This window comes from Promicromonospora sp. NPDC050880 (assembly GCF_044456525.1).
Lineage (GTDB): Bacteria > Actinomycetota > Actinomycetes > Actinomycetales > Cellulomonadaceae > Promicromonospora.
On record NZ_JBITFV010000002.1, the window covers coordinates 544,213 to 560,136 of the forward strand.

The following is a 15,924-nucleotide window of genomic DNA, read 5'->3' on the forward strand; positions in this document are numbered from 1 at the left end:
ATGACGGCGCCCTCCTCGACCACCGCGACCACCTTCTCCTCGACCAGCCAGCCGGGTACCCCGAAGCCCGCCGGCACCCTGATCCCGTACCTGCCCGCACCCACGGGCAAGGACCCGGACCCGGACGTCCTGTTCGAGAGCTTCGGCGAGTGGGCCGCCGCGGGCGGGCGCGCGCTCTACCCGCACCAGGAGGAGGCGCTCCTGGAGGTCATGACGGGCTCCCACGTGATCCTCGCGACGCCCACGGGGTCCGGGAAGTCGATGGTGGCCATGGGTGCCCAGTTCGCCGCGCTCGCGGCGCACCGGTCGGGCCGGGGCGGCCGCACGTACTACACCGCGCCGCTGAAGGCGCTGGTCAGCGAGAAGTTCTTCGACCTGGTGGCCGCGTTCGGCTCGAAGAACGTGGGCATGATGACGGGCGACTCCGCCGTCAACCCGGACGCCCCGATCATCTGCTGCACCGCGGAGATCCTGGCGAACCTCGCGCTGCGCCGGGGCAACGGCGACGGCGGACGGGGCGCGGACGCCGACGAGGACGCCGTCGCGCAGGTCGTCATGGACGAGTTCCACTACTACGGCGACCCGCAGCGCGGCTGGGCGTGGCAGGTGCCGCTGCTGGAGCTCAAGGACACCCAGTTCATCCTGATGAGCGCCACGCTCGGTGACACGACCCGCCTGCGGGAGGACCTCGAGGAGCGCACCGGCCGGCCGGTGGCCGAGGTAGCGGGCGCCGAGCGCCCGGTCCCGCTCACGTTCTCCTACGTGGTCGAGCCGCTCACCGAGGTGATCCAGGAGCTGGTGACCACGCACCGCGCCCCGGTCTACGTGGTCCACTTCACGCAGAAGGACGCCGTCGACCGCGCGCAGTCGCTGCTGTCGATGAACGTGGCGAGCAAGTCGGAGAAGGAGGCCATCGTCGCGGAGATGGGCGCCTTCCGCTTCGGCACCGGGTTCGGCAAGATCCTGAGCAAGTTCCTGCGGCACGGCGTGGGCGTGCACCACGCCGGGATGCTGCCCAAGTACCGCCGGCTCGTGGAGCGCCTGACGCAGAAGGGCCTGCTCAAGGTCGTGTGCGGCACCGACACGCTCGGCGTCGGCATCAACGTGCCGATCCGCACGGTCCTGCTGACCAGCCTCGTCAAGTTCGACGGCGAGCGCATGCGCCACCTGAGCGCCCGTGAGTTCCACCAGATCGCCGGGCGGGCGGGCCGCGCCGGGTACGACACGGTGGGCGAGGTGCTGGTCATGGCGCCCGAGCACGTCATCGAGAACCGCAAGATGCTGGCCAAGGCCGGTGACGACCCGAAGAAGCTCAAGAAGGTGGTGCGCAAGAAGGCGCCGTCGGGCAGCGTGAACTGGACGGACGCCACCTTCGAGCGCCTGCGCGACGCCGATCCCGAGCCGCTGGTCTCCCAGTTCCGCGTGAACCACGCGATGGTGCTCAACGTGCTGGCCCGCGCGTCGGCGGGCACCACCGACCCCGTCGACGCCATGCGCCACCTGCTGACCGCGAACCACGACACGGAGACGCAGCAGGCCGAGCACGTACGCCAGGCGTTCCGGATCTACCGTTCGCTGCGGGTCGCGGGCGTGGTCGAGAAGGTCCGCGTGCCCGACGCCGCCGGCACCCTGCGCCCGTCGGCCCGCCTCATGGTCGACCTGCCGCGCGACTTCGCGCTCAACCAGCCGCTGTCGCCGTTCGCCCTGGCGGCCATGGACCTGCTCGACGTCGAGAGCCCGACGCACGCGCTCGACGTCGTCTCCGTGATCGAGGCGACCCTGGACGACCCTCGCCAGGTGCTCATGGGTCAGCAGAACAAGGCCCGCGGCGAGGCCGTGGCCGCGATGAAGGCCGAGGGCATCGAGTACGAGGAGCGGATGGAGCTGCTGGAGGAGGTCACGTGGCCCAAGCCGCTGGCCGACCTGCTGGAGCCCGCGTTCCAGGCCTACCGCCGCAGCAACCCGTGGGTGGCCGACCACGAGCTCTCCCCCAAGTCGGTGGTGCGGGACATGGTCGAGAAGGCCATGACGTTCGCCGAGACGGTGAGCGTGTACGGGCTGGAGCGCACTGAGGGCGTGGTGCTGCGCTACCTCGCCGACGCCTACCGGGCCGTGCGCCAGGTGGTGCCCGAGGAGCACCGCACCGAGGAGGTGCAGGAGATCGTCGAGTGGCTCGGCGAGCTGGTGCGCGGCGTCGACTCGTCGTTGCTCGACGAGTGGGAGCGCTTGGCCAACCCCGTGGACGACGATGCCGACCTCGTGACCGACGGCGAGCTGGCCGACGCCGGGGCCGAGGCACCCGCCCGGCCCGTCACCGGCAACCCGCGCGCGTTCCGCCGGCTGGTGCGCAACGCGATGTTCCGCCGCGTCGAGCTCGCCGCCCGCGAGTCCTACCCGGCGCTGGCGGCGCTGGGCGGCGGATGGGACGCCGACGCCTGGGCGGACGCCCTGGACCCGCTGTTCGAGGAGCAGGGCGACGACGCGATCGGGATCGGCCCCCAGGCTCGCTCGGCCGCGCTGCTGACCATCCTGGAGCCGGGCGCGGAGCTGCCGGGCGCCGCCACGCAGGACGGCGGCCGCGTGGAACCCGGCACCTGGTGGGTACGACAGGTGCTCGACGACGCCGACGCGCACCGCGACTGGGCGATCACCGCGCAGGTCGACCTGGCGGCGAGCGACGAGGCGGGCGAGGTCGTGCTGACGGTTCTGGACGTGGGTCAGATCTGAATTTGCCGATCATTTACCTTTTTCCGGGATTGGCGTAAACTCCTTTTATTAGAGTTCCGGTCAGCAGTGCCACCGGCGCTGCCTGGACACAGGAGTGCCAATGACGACGCACCTGCGAACGCTCGGCCACCTCACCCTCGGCTTCCTCGCCTCGCTCGCCCTCGTCGCCACCGCGACACCGGCCACCGCAGCGGCCCTGCCCGCCGCACCCCTGCCCACCGTGCCGCTGTCCACCGCGGCCCTCTCCACCACACCGTTGCCCGCCGACGGTCCCGGCGTCGGGACGCCCTGGGTCGTCACGCTCGGCGACTCGTACATCTCCGGGGAGGCCGGCCGCTGGGCCGGCGCCTCCAACAGCGACTACCGCCGCGCCGACGCCCTGGGCCCCACCGCCTACTTCGACAACCCCGGCGGCACCGGCGAGCTCATCCCCCGCTGCCACCGTGCGTCCTCCGCCGAGGCCTACATCGGCGGAGGGACCAACGGCCTCAACCTCGCCTGCAGCGGGGCGACGACCGCCACCTCGGCCGGCTCCCCCTTCAAGCCCGGCATCGACTTCTACTCCAGCGGCGGGAACAAGGGTCAGGCCCTCCTGCTGCAGGAGGCCGCCGCCACCCGGAACGTCAGCATGGTCGTGGTCTCGATCGGCGGCAACGACTTCGAGTTCGCGAGCGTCGTCCAGACCTGCGTGGTCAACTTCCTCACCTCGCCGTCCTGGTGGAAGAACTACTGCCACGACGACAGCTCGGTCGCGGCCAACTTCACCGCCGCGAACGTCGCCGCCGTCCGCGCCCGGGTCACCACGGCGCTGCGGAACGTCGCGACCGCCATGAGCAACGCCGGCTACCGCACCGACCAGTGGACCCTCGTGGTCCAGACCTACCCGTCGCCCGTGCCGGACGGGTCCGGGTTCCGGTACGCCGAGTCCGGGTACACCCGCCAGTCCGTCGGCGGCTGCGGCCTCTGGAACCGGGACGCCGACTGGGCCAACTCCACGGCGCTGCCCACCATCAACGGGGCGCTGCTGGGCGCGGCCTCCGACGTCGGGCTGCCGAACGTCCGCACCCTCGACATGACGCACGCGTTCGACGGCCGACGGCTGTGCGAGACCGGCGTCGGGCTGTACGAGGAGGTGGGCCTGCCCGACTGGCGGTCGGCGGGCGCCGTCGACCGGACCGAGTGGGTCAACCAGATCCGGACGGTCACCACGATCGGCGACTCGCCGTACTACGTCCAGGAGTCGCTGCACCCGAGCTACTGGGGACAGCTCGCCATGCGCAACTGCCTGCGGCAGGTCTGGAACGGCGGAGCCCCGCGCAGCGGGAGCTGCACGGTCGGCAACCTCGGGACGGCCCGGCTCACGGCGTCGGGCGAGCCGGCGATGGTCCTGGGGCCGCTCGACCAGGGGTGAGCCGACGGCGGCCGGGTGTCAGGCGAGCAGGCCCACCAGCCCGCGCGTCAGGGTGGCCAGGCCACCCACGTAGGCGAGCACCACCAGCACCTTGCGGGTGGCACTCGCCGACACCCGGCCCGCCAGCAGCTCCCCCGCCCAGACCCCGCCGGCCAGGGCGGCGCCCACGACCAGCCACTCCCACCAGTCGAGCGGCGGCAGCACGACGTCGGCCACGGTCACCTTCGCGACGATCGCCGCCACCGCGTTGGTCATGAAGAAGGGCTGGGCGGTCGCGGCGAACGCCCGGGGATCCCACCGGTCGAGCACCGAGTAGACCGCCAGGGGCGGGCCGCCGATGCCGGCGGCCACGCTGCCGAACCCGCTCGCGACACCGGTCAGCAGCAGCGGCCAGCGGGCGCGCTCCGCGAACGGCCGGCGAGCGCCCCGCAGCCGGTTGGTGACCAGGGCGAGCGTCATCGCCACGACGATGACCAGCCCGACCACCAGCTCCAGCGCGGCCGAGCTCGCGTCGCGCATCAGGTACGCGGCGGGCACGCTGGTGGTGACCGACGTCGCGACCAGCCACCCGTAACGGCGCCAGTCGATGTGGGGGAGCATGCGCCAGAGCACCACGAGCGCCATCACCGCGCCGACGACGTTGACGAACAGGACGCCCTCCCGCGCCCCGAGGAGCAGGACGATGAACGGGCCGGCGACGAGCCCGAACCCCATCCCGGCGACGCGTTGCAGGGAGCCCCCGACGAGGATGGCGAGGACGAGGAGTACGAGCACGCCCCCCACGCTAACGGCGTAGATTCCGACCGGGTTGGCCGGGTTTCACCCGCCCGGCGGGTCCGCACCACGAAATTGCTGCGCCCCTGGCCCGCCCGCGCGGCACAATCGCGTCGTGGCCAAGAACTCGAAGTCCGCCCGCGCCAGCCACGGGACGCCAGCCGTGGTGGCCCTGGAGAAGTCCGGGCTGCCGCACACGCTGCACCCGTACGAGCACGACCCCGCCAGCGACCTCGGCTTCGGCCTGGAGGCGGCCCGCGCCATCGGGGTCGATCCGCCCCAGGTGTTCAAGACGCTGCTCGCCGACGTCGACGGCAAGCTCGTGGTGGGCATCGTGCCGGTGGACCGCAAGCTGGACCTCAAGGCCCTGGCCCGCGCGGCGGGCGGCAAGAAGGCGGCGATGGCCGAGCCCGCGGCGGCCGAGCGCGCCACCGGCTACGTGGTGGGCGGCATCTCGCCGCTGGGACAGAAGACGCGGCACACGACGGTGCTGGACGAGTCGGCGCAGGCGTACGACGTGGTCTACGTGTCCGGGGGCCGACGCGGGCTCGACGTCGGCCTCGCCCCGGCCGACCTGCTGACCCTCACGGGCGGGACGACGGCGCCGATCGCCCGCGACTGAGGGCGCGGGCGGGCGCCGACGGCGCAGGGCCCGACAGCGCTGCGCCCGACAGCGCTGGGCCCGACAGCGCTGCGCCCGACAGCGCTGCGCCCGACAGCGGCCGTGGCCGACGGCGCCGGCGGCGCTGGGCCGAGCGCCGCCGGCGACGGGCTCAGGCCGCCGCGCCCTGCTTCCGGTACGTCGGCAGCAGGGCGTCGCTGGAGACGATCTGCTTGCCGAGCGGCATCAGCGACACCGGGATGAGCTTGAGGTTGGCCCAGGCCATCGGGATGCCGATGATCGAGATGACCAGCGGGATCGCGGTGACGACGTGGCCCAGGGCCAGCCACCAGCCCGCGACGATCACCCAGATCACGTTGCCGATGAGCGCGAACGCGCCGGAGCGGGGGTGCTCCACCACCTCACGCCCGAACGGCCACAGGGCGTACCCCGCGATGCGGAAGGACGCGATGCCGAACGGGATGGTGACGATGAGCAGGCAGCAGATGATCCCCGCGAGCATGTAGCCGACCCACAGCCCGAACCCCGCGAAGATGACCCAGATGATGTTCAGCAGCGTCTTCATGGTTGCATCCTTCCGCAGACCGGGAGGCTCGCGGTACCAGGAACCCCCCTGAACCGACCCTGAACCTCCCGCGGCGGACACGCCACCCGGGGTACCGACGGGCCGAAATAGACTCGCCCCGTGCCCGAGCAGCTGCAGTCCCCCTCCTCCGTCGTCGGCCGTCTCGCCGTCGTCCGCGAACGGATCGCCGCCGCCGCGCGCGCCGCCGGGCGGGAGCCCGGCGAGGTGCGGCTGCTGGTCGCGACCAAGACGCAGCCGGCGGAGGCCGTGCTGGAGGTGCTGACGGCGGGCGTGGACCTGATCGGCGAGAACCGCGTGCAGGAGCTCGTCGCGAAGGCGCCGGCGGTCGCGGACCAGGTCGCGGACGGCACGCTTCAGGTCCACATGATCGGTCACCTGCAGCGCAACAAGATCAACCAGGTGCTGGCCACCGCCACGGGCCTGGAGACGCTCGACTCGCTCGACCTCGCCCGGGCAATCTCGGACCGGCGCGTGCGCGACGGCCGCACGCTCGACGTGATGGTGCAGGTCAACGTCACGGGTGAGGCGAGCAAGTCCGGCGTCGGGCCCGAGGACGCCGTCGCGCTCGCCACCGCCGTCGCCGCCCTGCCGGGCCTGCGGCTGACGGGCTTCATGACCATCGGCGCGCACCTGGAGGGTGCGACCGAGCAGACGGTCCGGGCCGGCTTCGCCCGGCTGCGCGCCATCCGTGACGAGGTCGTGGCGTCGGCCGCCCCGGGCACCTCGGCCGCGCAGGAGCTCTCGATGGGCATGACGAACGACCTGGAGCTGGCCGTGGCGGAGGGTGCAACCGTGGTGCGTGTGGGTACGGCGGTCTTCGGCCCCCGCCCGCCCCTCTGACCGCGGCCCCGGCGGTCAGGGTCGGCAGCTCCACTCGGTCGGCAACTCCGCTCGAGGTCGGCAACTCCGCTCGAGGTCGGCAACTCCGCTCGAGGTCGGCAGTTTGCGTCGAGGTCGGCAGCTCCGCCTGAGGTCGGCAGCTCCACTCGAGGTCGGCAGCTCCACTCGAGGTCGGCAGCTCCACTCGAGGTCGGCAGCTCCACCCGAGGTCGGCAGCTCCACCCGAGGTCGGCAGCTCCACCCGAGGTCGGCAGCTCCACTCGAGGTCGGCAGTTTGCTTCGAGGTCGGCACAGGCCTGTACCGACCTCGACGCAAACTGCCGACCTCGCAGGAAAGTCACGACCTCACAGGGCAGGCACGACCTCGCGCGCACGCGCCTACCGAGACGTGCCTACCGAGACAGGCCTACCGAGCAGCAGGACGGGGTCAGCGCGGGGTGACGCCCAGGCGGGAGAGGGCCTCGCGGACCGACGGGGTGCCGAAGCTGCCCGGGGCGGGCGCGAGCGCCGCGAACGCCGCCGAGCGGTCGACGCCCGCGACCAGCATCACGAGGGCGGCCCGCAGGTCGCCGTCGGTCGCGGCCAGGGCGTTCTCGCAGACGTCCGGCTCCAGGTCGGTGGCCTGCGTGAGCAGGCGGACCAGGCGACGGCGCAGCTTGGCGTTGGTGGCGAGCACCTCGACCATGAGGTTCGAGTAGGTCTTGCCCAGCCGCACCATCACCGCGGTCGAGAAGGTGTTCAGCACCATCTTCTGGGCGGTGCCGGCCTTCATGCGGGTGGACCCCGTGATGGCCTCCGGCCCCGTGTTCACCAGGATGGGCACGTCGGCCTTCGGCGCCAGGGCCGCGAACGGGTTGGACGCGAGCAGCACGGTCCGCGACCCGCGCGAGCGGCCCATGTCGAGCGCGCCACCGACGTACGGGGTGTTGCCGCTGGCCGCGATGCCGAACACCATGTCGGCGGGCCCCACGTCGGCGACGAGCGCGGCACCGGCGGCGCCGTCGTCCTCGGCGCCCTCGACGGCCTTCTTGAAGGCGCCGAGGCCGCCCGCCAGGTGCGGCACGAACATCTCCTCGCCCACGCCGTAGGTGGGCAGCAGCTCGGCGGCGTCGAGCAGGCCCATGCGGCCCGAGGTGCCCGAACCGACGTAGTGCACGCGCCCGCCGGCCCGGATGCCCTCCACGGCCAGGTCGACCGCCTCGACGATGCGCGGGTGCGCCGCGCGGACGGCGGCGATCACCGCGGCGTCCTCGTCGGTGATCATGCGCACCATGTCCGCCGTGGAGACCACGTCGATGTCACGGGTGCGCGGGTTGCGCTCCTCGGTGGGTGAGACCGGGCGTGGCGCCGACTGTGCGTGCCGTTGGAATCCCGCCTCCGCGATCATCGGCGTGCCCCTTTCCCTCGCTGATCCTGTGCTCTGTCTCGCTGTGTCCGTAGTTCATCGCCCCTGGAGGCGCGCGACGGCGGCCGCCGCGTTCGCACGACCCGTCCCGCACGCCACCACGACCGCCGGCCCCCCGTCACGCAGCCTCCCGAACCAGTCCTCGACCGGTCCCGGAAGGCCCGTGTGGACCGCGACGAGGTCCGGCCGCACGGCCCAGAGCTGTTCCAGCCGGGCCCGTTCGGCCGAACCCGGGACGGGTTCACGGGTGATCACGACGAGTGGTTCGCGGCGCGGTGCCGTGTTGGACAAGTGTCCAGGAAATTCTGCACCACGTTCGAGCCTGCTTCTGTCGAGATCCGCCGATACACCGTACCGGGTGAATCGGGCAATAAGCACGGCAAGTCCGCGTTCATCCAGGCCGAGTTCTGCGGGCATCTCCCCGGCAGGGCTCTGACCAGGGATGACACCCGCGGACGAATCGTCGGCGGCACGCAGGTCGCCCGTCTCCGGCGGGTCCGCGGCTCCCTCGGCACCGCTCTCCAGATCACCCTCGGCGGGGAGCTCCTGGGCTCCCGGCCAGGCCGCCGCGAGCGCCGACTGCACGTGCCGCGCCGTGCGACCCGCCGCGTGGTCCAGCCGGGTCCGCAGGTCCACGACGTCGGGCGACGCGTCGGGCGGCAGCGGCACCGGGCCGGCGCCCCGCACGTGCACGACGACGTCCGCGATCCGCGCGCCGACCTCGGCCAGCTCCGCGAGAGCCGCCCGGGCGGGGGCGGTTCCCGTCGTCGTCCCTGCCGCCGCCCGACGGCCGCGGACGTCCGCCGCCAGTGCCCGGTTCCGGCCCGCGGACTCCTCCAGGCGCTCGACGGTCAGCCGGCCGGATGCGACGGCGGCGGTGAGCGCGTCGTACGCCTCGGTGTAGAGGGCCGGGTCCAGGCCGAGGCAGAGCAGGTCGGCGCCGGCCTCGACGGCGCGCACCGCGGCCTCCCCCACCGTGCCGGTGAGCCGGCGCAGGGCGCCCATGTCGAGCGCGTCGGTGACGACCGGCCCGTCGTGGCCGAGCTCGCGCAGCAGCCGCGTGGCAGCGGGTTCGACGGAGGCGGGCGCGGGCCCGATCGCGGGGAAGAGCACATGGGCGGTCATGACGGCGTCGAGCCGGGACTGGTCGCGCGGCCCGGCTCCGGGAGCCTGGCCGCCGTCGGTGCACAGGGCGCGCGCGAACGGGACGAGGTCCCGCTCCCGGACGACGGCGAGGGGCGCGTCCACGACGGGCAGCCCGATGTGGGAGTCCACGGTGGTGGCGCCGTGCCCGGGGAAGTGCTTGCCGCACACGCCGACGCCGGCGCTGCGCACGCCGCGGGCGAAGGCGATGCCGTGCTGCGCGACGACCTCGGGCGTGGTCCCGAAGGCCCGCACGCCGACCACGGGGTTGTCGGGCTCGGACACGACGTCGAGCACCGGGCCGAGCAGCAGGTCGACACCGGTGGCCGCCAGCAGCCGGCCCAGTGCACGCCCGGCGTCGAGCGAGACGGCGGGCCCGCCGGGGTGGACGCCGAGCGCGGCCGCCCCGGGCAGCGAGGACCCGCTCGCGGCCTCCAGGCGCGACACGTCGCCGCCCTCCTCGTCGACGGCGACGAGCAGGTCGGGCGAGATCGCGTGCAGCACCGCGGAGAGCGCCGCGGTGGTCTCGACGTCCGGCGTGTTCCGGGCGAAGTAGACGACACCGGCCAGGCCGGCGCGGGCGGCGTCGGCCAGCCAGCCGGGGACGTGCCCGCCGGGGCTCTCGAAGCCCGGCAGGAGCACGCCGTTCACGGCCCGCTCGAGGCGGCCGCCGGGCTCCGCGCTCATGCCTTCACGGCCCCCGAGGTCAGACCGGAGGCGAGGCGCCGCTGGACCAGCACGAAGAAGATCATCACGGGCACGGTGATGATCGTGGAGGCCGCCATGATGGCGCCCCAGTCGTTGGCGTGGATGCCGAAGAACGACCGCAGCCCGATCGCCACGGTGTAGCTCTCGGTGGCACCGCCGAGCATCGTCATGGCGAAGATGAACTCGTTCCACGCCGTGATGAAGCCGAAGATGCTGGTGGCCACGAGCCCGGGCGCCACGAGCGGCAGCAGGACCGACCAGAACATGCGGCCCCAGCTCGCGCCGTCGAGGTAGGCGGCCTCCTCCAGCTCGACGGGGACGGCCGCGACGAACCCGCGCAGCATCCAGATCCCGAACGGCACCGCGAGCGCCACGTAGACCACGACGAGGCCGAGCAGGGTGCCGAGCAGCTGGAGGTCGCGCACCTGGACGAACAGGGGGATGACGAGCGCCTCCAGGGGCACCATCTGCACGATCAGCACGAGCATGAGGATCTGGGTGCGCATGCGGAACCGGAAGCGGGCCACCGCGACGGACGCCAGCAGCGCGAGCAGCGACGAGACGAGCACGGTGCCGAGCGCCACGAGCAGCGAGTTGCGCAGGAACGTGCCGAACCCGCCCTCGGTGAGCACGAACGTGTAGTGGTCGAGGGTGGGCTCGGCCGGCCAGAAGCTGCTGGTGTGCCCGGCCTGCGCGTCGAGCGAGCTGTTCAGCATCCAGTAGACGGGGAACAGCGTGAACACGAGCAGGAGGGCGACCAGCACCCCCTTGGTGACCTGGCGCAGCGGGGACCGTCGTGCGCTCATCGTTCCTCCTCCGCCAGCACGGTGCGGACGTAGACCGCGGTGATCGCGAGCAGCAGCAGCGTGAGCAGCACGGCGATGGCCGAGCCGAACCCGTACCGGTTCTGCCCGAACGACTCGACGTACGACCACACGCCGAGGTTCAGCACCGACCGGTTCGACCCGGCGCCGCCGGGCATGAGGTACACCTGCGCGAACACCTTGAAGTCCCAGATGGTCGACAGGATGATCACGACGGCGAACACCTGCCGCAGCTGCGGCACGATGATGGAGAAGAACCGCCGGAACGAGCCTGCGCCGTCCATCTCGGCGGCCTCCAGCATCTCCTTGGGCACGCCGAGCAGGCCGGCGAGCACGGTCACCGCGACGAACGGGAAGCCGTGGTGGATCACGTTGAGCAGCACGATCGCGTAGAAGGTCCACCGGCCCGTGAACCAGTTGGTGGGGTCGTCCAGGAGCCCGAGGTTCATCAGGGTGTCGTTGAAGACGCCGCGGTCGGCGTCGAAGATCCAGACCCAGACGTACGTGCCGGTGACGGCGGGCATGGCCCAGGCCGCCATGATCGCGCTGGAGGTCACGGTGCGCCAGAACGTGCCCAGGGAGGCGAGCAGCACCGCGACGGCCGTGCCGAACGCGACCGTGCCGGCCACGGACAGCACCGCGAAGCCCACGGTGTTGGGCAGCACCACGGTCCACAGCTCGGGGGCGGTCAGGATCTCGGTGTAGTTCCGCAGGCCGATCCAGTTCGGTTCGCCCGTGGTGATCTCGCGCAGGCCGTAGTCCTGCAGGGAGAACAGGAACACCCGCACCAGCGGCCACAGCAGCAGCACCGCCAGGACGAGCAGGGCGGGGGCGAGCAGCAGCCAGGGCCGCGCGGCGGCGGCCCTGGCCCTGCCCGACCAGCTACCCGACCGCCCGCCGGCGGTCCTGCGGGCCGCCGGGCCGGCCCCCGTCGGGACCGGCCGCGGCGTGGGTGGGGCCGACGCCGTCATCCAGCGCCGTTCAGCACGTTCGTCATCTCCTCCGCCGCGGCGGCCGACGCCGTGGCGACGTCCGACTCCCCGGAGAGGATCGACTGCATCATCGTGCTCGTCGTCAGCTTCGCCTGCACCGCGCCGTAGGTGGGGGCCGCGGGCACGGACGCGCCGCCGTCCACGAACTGCTCGGCGAACGGCGCCACCAGCGGGTCGGTGCTCGCCAGGGTCTCGTCCAGCAGCGACACCTGGCCCGGGAAGTACCCGGACTGCTCGGCCCACTGCTGTGCGAACTCGCCGGTCGTCATCATCTCGATGAACGTCCAGGCGAGGTCCTTGTCCTGCGCCGTCTCGAACATGCTCAGGTGCGAGCCGCCCAGCACCGACGGCGCGATGCCGCCGTCCTGCCCCGGGATCGGCACGGCGGCGAACTTGCCCTCCATGTCGGCGTTGGCCTCGACGATCGCGCCGGGGGTCCACGAGCCCATGACGGCCATGCCCACGTCGCCCGCGGCGAACGCGTCCAGCACGTCCGTCTCGCGCCACGTCGTGGCTCCGGTCGACGAGTAGCCGCCCTCGGTGGCCAGGCCCGTCCAGAACTCGATGCCCTCCTGCGACTCCGGGCTGTCCAGGCCGGACGTCCAGGTGTCGCCGTCCAGCGTCGCGACCTCACCGCCCGCGCCCCAGACCCACGGGTACACCGTGAACTCGGCGTCGCCGGGTACCGCGACCGCGATCTTGTCGGGGAACTCCTCCTTGAGCCCCGCGGCCGCCGCCTCCAGCTCGTCCCACGTGGTGGGCGGCTCGACGCCGGCCTGCTCGAACATCTCCGTGTTGTACACGAGCGAGCGCACGCCGGCGTACCAGGGCATGCCGTAGAGCTGCTCGTCGTACGTGCCCGCCTCGACCAGGCCCTCGACCAGGTCGTCGGTGACCCCGGCCTCGTCCACGTACTCGTCGAGCGGAGCGAGCGCGCCGGCGTCGGCGAACTCGGGGGTCCAGGTGGTGCCGGTCTCCGCGACGTCGGGGGTGGTGCCACCCGCGATGGAGGTGACGAACCGGTCGTGGGCGTCGCCCCACTCCACGAACTCCACGTCGAGCGTCGCGCCGGTCTCCTCCTCGAACGCCGCGGCGACGTCGTCGAAGAACGCGTCGGCGTCGGGGTTGGTGCCCTGCATGATCCAGACGCTGAGGGAACCGTCGCCCTCGGTGTCCCCGCCGCTACCGCCGCCGCACGCCGCCACCGTGGCCGCGAGAAGCACCGCGCCCGTGGCCGCTGCCACCGGCCGCCGCATCGCTCGATTCATCGTTCGGCTTCCTTTCGCTCGGTGCCGCGAGAGTAGCCAGGTGATATTTCTGAGAAATGAACTTCCCAATACGCGGCATTGCGTGGAGATTACTGACGCACTGATGTATCTGCTAGGGGTGTTACCAAACCGTGATTGCCCATCATGGCACGGTCTGTCCGTACCGGCCCTAGGGCACGCGCGCCGTCCATTCCGGGGTGCCGAACTTCGACTCGACGAGCTTGTCCGCCAGCTCCCACTCCCGCGTCGTGACCTCTCCGGTGACCGTCCGGTACCGCGCCCGGAACGCGGCCTCCAGCGCGTCGATGACCTCTGCCCGGCCCAGCCCGGTCTGCGAGCGCAGCGGGTCCACGCGCTTGTTCGCGCTGCGGGTGCCCTTGTCGCTGAGCTTCTCGCGACCGATCCGCAGCACCTCGGTCATCTTCGTGGCGTCCATGTCGTACGCCATGGTCGCGTGGTGCAGCACGGCGCCCCCGGCGAGCCGCTTCTGGGCGGCGCCGGCGATCTTGCCGGCGGGCGAGGCGATGTCGTTGAGCGGCACGTAGGTGGCGTCGATCCCGAGCCCGTGCAGGGCGCCGATCACCCAGTCGTCCAGGAAGGCGTAGGACCGCTCGAAGCTGAGCCCGTCCACGAGCGAGCCCGGCACGTACAGCGAGTAGGAGATGGTGTTGCCAGGCTCCATGAACATGGCGCCACCGCCGGAGATCCGCCGGATCACGCGGGCCCCGTGCCGTGCCGCGCCCTCGGTGTCGACCTCGTTGCGCAGGGACTGGAACGAGCCGATGATGACGGCGGACTCGTCCCACTCCCAGAACCGCAGGGTGGGCCCACGGCGGCCGGCGCCCAGCTCCTCGGTCAGGACCTGGTCGAGCGCCACGTTGAGCAGGGGCGAGACCGCGGGGGTCCGGATCACCTCGAACTCGTGGTCCTCCCAGGCGGTCGCACGGCCGAGCGCCCGCCGGGTGGCCACGGCCACGGCGTCGGCGTCGAACCCGACGGCGGTGGCCCCCTCGAGGGCACCCCGCACGGCCTCGGCGAGCTGGGCCTTGGAGGCGTCCGCGGGCATCCCGTCGAGCGCCTCCCCCATGGCCTCCAGCGCCTCGTCGGGCTCGAGGAAGAAGTCTCCGCTCACCCGCGTCCCGGCCAGCCGCCCGGCGGCCAGACCGGTCTCGACACGAACCAGCTTTCCCGATGGAACCTTGTACTCTCCGCGCACGTGTTCACAGTAGGCGACGGTGCCTGCGGTGTCCGACGCCGGTCCCCGCCTTAGGTACGGAAGGTGGGGTTCCCGGCGTCGGGCACATCCGGACTTTTGGCGAGAAGGCACCGCAGATCAGGCCAGAATTTACTCCTTTCTTTAGACAACCTTGCCCTGGTTTCGTGTCAGAATGACCGGGTGTCCGAACTCGCACTGGGTATTGATGAGACGGCGGTCGACGCCTGGGTCGTCGCGCTCGACGTAGGCGGCAGCGGCTCGCGCCTGGTCGCCGAGTTCGGCAACTCCGTGAACCCCGAGCGCATCAGCCTGAACGGCCGCGCCGTCAAGGTGAACCACCGGGGCAGCGACGCCCCGGCGGTCGTCGCCTCCCTGTGCCAGTCGTTCAACGCGTGGGCCGCCCGGATGGGCGTGGACGGCATGAGCGACGGCAGCACCGCGCCCGTCGCGTCCGCCGCCGTCGGCATCACCGGCCTGACCTCGCTGGTCGAGAAGCCGCTCGAGGTGCACGACATCCTCGCCCGCGAGCTGCGGACCAACCGCACCGCCGTCGCCGGTGACGCGCTCACCGCCCACCTGGGCGCGCTGCGCGGCCGCGCGGGTGCCGTGCTCTCCGTGGGCACGGGCGCCGTCGCGTTCGGGTACGACGGCGTGAGCCGCTGGCGCCGCGCCGACGGCTGGGGCCACCTGCTGGGTGACCTGGGCGCCGGTGTGTGGGTCGGCGGCGAGGCCCTGCGCGCGGCGGGCCGCTACCACGACGGCGCCAGCCGTGGTGGCTCGAAGCGCCTGCTGGACGCCGCGGTCGCCAAGTTCGGCCTCATCGAGAGCTGGCCCAACCAGTTCTACAAGAACACCCAGCGCGCCCGGCAGCTCGCCTCGATGGCCCCGGAGGTCATCATCGCGGCCGCCGAGGGGGACGGCGTCTCGATCCGCATCCTGGAGGAGGCGGGCCGGCACCTCGCCGACACGCTGTCCAGCGCCCTGGGTCGCGGCATCCCGCCCCTGGCGTCCACGACCGGCCGCCTGGTGCAGGAGGAGTCGCCGCTGACGGTGTCGCTCACCAAGCACCTCTCGGAGGACCGGCCGGACGTGTCGCTCGTGCCGAGCGGTGGCACGCCGCTGGACGGTGCGCTCCACCTGGCCCGCCGCCTGCGCGACACCCCGCAGTCGGTGGCCGGCTTCCGGCCGTGGCTCACCGTCCGCGTGGACGGTCACCACACGCTGCGCGAGTCCGCCGAGGACGCGAACGCGAACGACATCCTCACTGCGGAGCTGTCGGCCACCGAGCTGCCGGGTGACGACTTTCAGTGACGCCGAGCCGTCGGCTGCCTCCTTCACACCCCGTTGTGCCCGAATCCCCGGTACGGGTGTATGTTCCGAGCCCTAGGCCTACCACCCGATCTGCGGG

The 15,924-nt window shown here is 72.3% G+C and carries 13 protein-coding genes; 5 read left to right on the forward strand and 8 right to left on the reverse strand.

Going from position 1 to position 15,924, the window contains the following annotated elements; all coding sequences use genetic code 11:
• Together ACIBBF_RS06365 and ACIBBF_RS06370 are read left to right on the forward strand one after the other, a co-directional pair.
• Complete coding sequence (locus tag ACIBBF_RS06365) at positions 1-2,727, forward strand: DEAD/DEAH box helicase (protein ID WP_397411631.1); 2,727 nt, start codon at positions 1-3, stop codon at positions 2,725-2,727.
• Positions 2,728-2,827: 100 nt separating this feature from the next.
• On the forward strand, positions 2,828-4,138 hold the full coding sequence (locus ACIBBF_RS06370; RefSeq protein ID WP_397411633.1) for a hypothetical protein: 1,311 nt from the start codon (positions 2,828-2,830) through the stop codon (positions 4,136-4,138).
• Positions 4,139-4,156: 18 nt separating this feature from the next.
• Here the strand turns inward: ACIBBF_RS06370 and ACIBBF_RS06375 are convergent, their stop codons facing one another.
• Complete coding sequence (locus tag ACIBBF_RS06375) at positions 4,157-4,912, reverse strand: sulfite exporter TauE/SafE family protein (RefSeq protein WP_397411635.1); 756 nt, start codon at positions 4,910-4,912, stop codon at positions 4,157-4,159.
• Between the two features lie 115 nt (positions 4,913-5,027).
• Between ACIBBF_RS06375 and ybaK the strand changes: the two genes are divergently transcribed.
• Entirely contained in the window at positions 5,028-5,534 is a 507-nt protein-coding gene (gene ybaK / locus ACIBBF_RS06380) for a Cys-tRNA(Pro) deacylase (RefSeq protein WP_397411637.1), read from the forward strand.
• A gap of 151 nt (positions 5,535-5,685) precedes the next feature.
• On the opposite strand, the gene ACIBBF_RS06385 is transcribed toward ybaK, so the two are convergent.
• Positions 5,686-6,099 carry a YccF domain-containing protein gene (locus tag ACIBBF_RS06385; protein ID WP_397411639.1) on the reverse strand — a complete coding sequence of 138 codons (414 nt, stop codon included), beginning with the start codon at positions 6,097-6,099 and terminating at the stop codon, positions 5,686-5,688.
• Positions 6,100-6,219: 120 nt separating this feature from the next.
• Between ACIBBF_RS06385 and ACIBBF_RS06390 the strand changes: the two genes are divergently transcribed.
• The gene (locus ACIBBF_RS06390; RefSeq protein ID WP_397411641.1) at positions 6,220-6,960 is read left to right on the forward strand and encodes a YggS family pyridoxal phosphate-dependent enzyme; all 741 of its coding nucleotides are present in this window, start codon (positions 6,220-6,222) and stop codon (positions 6,958-6,960) included.
• Between the two features lie 427 nt (positions 6,961-7,387).
• Here the strand turns inward: ACIBBF_RS06390 and murQ are convergent, their stop codons facing one another.
• The 6 genes from murQ to ACIBBF_RS06420 form a co-directional block, all read right to left on the reverse strand.
• Positions 7,388-8,347 carry an N-acetylmuramic acid 6-phosphate etherase gene (gene murQ / locus ACIBBF_RS06395; RefSeq protein WP_397411643.1) on the reverse strand — a complete coding sequence of 320 codons (960 nt, stop codon included), beginning with the start codon at positions 8,345-8,347 and terminating at the stop codon, positions 7,388-7,390.
• Positions 8,348-8,401: 54 nt separating this feature from the next.
• Positions 8,402-10,195, reverse strand: a complete 1,794-nt coding sequence (locus tag ACIBBF_RS06400) for a glycoside hydrolase family 3 N-terminal domain-containing protein (protein WP_397411645.1) — start codon at positions 10,193-10,195, stop codon at positions 8,402-8,404.
• On the reverse strand, positions 10,192-11,022 hold the full coding sequence (locus ACIBBF_RS06405) for a carbohydrate ABC transporter permease (protein ID WP_397411647.1): 831 nt from the start codon (positions 11,020-11,022) through the stop codon (positions 10,192-10,194). Before ACIBBF_RS06405 ends, ACIBBF_RS06400 begins: the two co-directional genes overlap by 4 nt.
• A complete protein-coding gene (locus ACIBBF_RS06410; RefSeq protein ID WP_397411649.1) occupies positions 11,019-12,011 on the reverse strand; it encodes a carbohydrate ABC transporter permease in 993 nt (330 codons plus the stop codon). Before ACIBBF_RS06410 ends, ACIBBF_RS06405 begins: the two co-directional genes overlap by 4 nt.
• Positions 12,008-13,300, reverse strand: a complete 1,293-nt coding sequence (locus ACIBBF_RS06415; protein ID WP_397411651.1) for a sugar ABC transporter substrate-binding protein — start codon at positions 13,298-13,300, stop codon at positions 12,008-12,010. The genes ACIBBF_RS06410 and ACIBBF_RS06415 overlap by 4 nt, the downstream gene beginning before the upstream one ends.
• A gap of 169 nt (positions 13,301-13,469) precedes the next feature.
• Positions 13,470-14,516, reverse strand: a complete 1,047-nt coding sequence (locus tag ACIBBF_RS06420; RefSeq protein ID WP_397411653.1) for a biotin/lipoate A/B protein ligase family protein — start codon at positions 14,514-14,516, stop codon at positions 13,470-13,472.
• Between the two features lie 180 nt (positions 14,517-14,696).
• Between ACIBBF_RS06420 and ACIBBF_RS06425 the strand changes: the two genes are divergently transcribed.
• A complete protein-coding gene (locus ACIBBF_RS06425) occupies positions 14,697-15,827 on the forward strand; it encodes an N-acetylglucosamine kinase (RefSeq protein WP_397411655.1) in 1,131 nt (376 codons plus the stop codon).
• Positions 15,828-15,924 lie beyond the last annotated feature (97 nt).

Excerpts from the sequence above, each read along its gene's own strand:
- ACIBBF_RS06370 (WP_397411633.1), top strand. The coding sequence starts at position 2,828 with ATGACGACGCACCTGCGAACGCTCGGCCACCTCACCCTCGGCTTCCTC.
- ACIBBF_RS06365 (WP_397411631.1), top strand. The coding sequence starts at position 1 with ATGACGGCGCCCTCCTCGACCACCGCGACCACCTTCTCCTCGACCAGC.
- ACIBBF_RS06405 (WP_397411647.1), bottom strand. The coding sequence starts at position 11,022 with ATGAGCGCACGACGGTCCCCGCTGCGCCAGGTCACCAAGGGGGTGCTG.
- ACIBBF_RS06415 (WP_397411651.1), bottom strand. The coding sequence starts at position 13,300 with ATGAATCGAGCGATGCGGCGGCCGGTGGCAGCGGCCACGGGCGCGGTG.
- ACIBBF_RS06410 (WP_397411649.1), bottom strand. The coding sequence starts at position 12,011 with ATGACGGCGTCGGCCCCACCCACGCCGCGGCCGGTCCCGACGGGGGCC.
- ACIBBF_RS06385 (WP_397411639.1), bottom strand. The coding sequence starts at position 6,099 with ATGAAGACGCTGCTGAACATCATCTGGGTCATCTTCGCGGGGTTCGGG.
- murQ (WP_397411643.1), bottom strand. The coding sequence starts at position 8,347 with ATGATCGCGGAGGCGGGATTCCAACGGCACGCACAGTCGGCGCCACGC.
- ACIBBF_RS06400 (WP_397411645.1), bottom strand. The coding sequence starts at position 10,195 with ATGAGCGCGGAGCCCGGCGGCCGCCTCGAGCGGGCCGTGAACGGCGTG.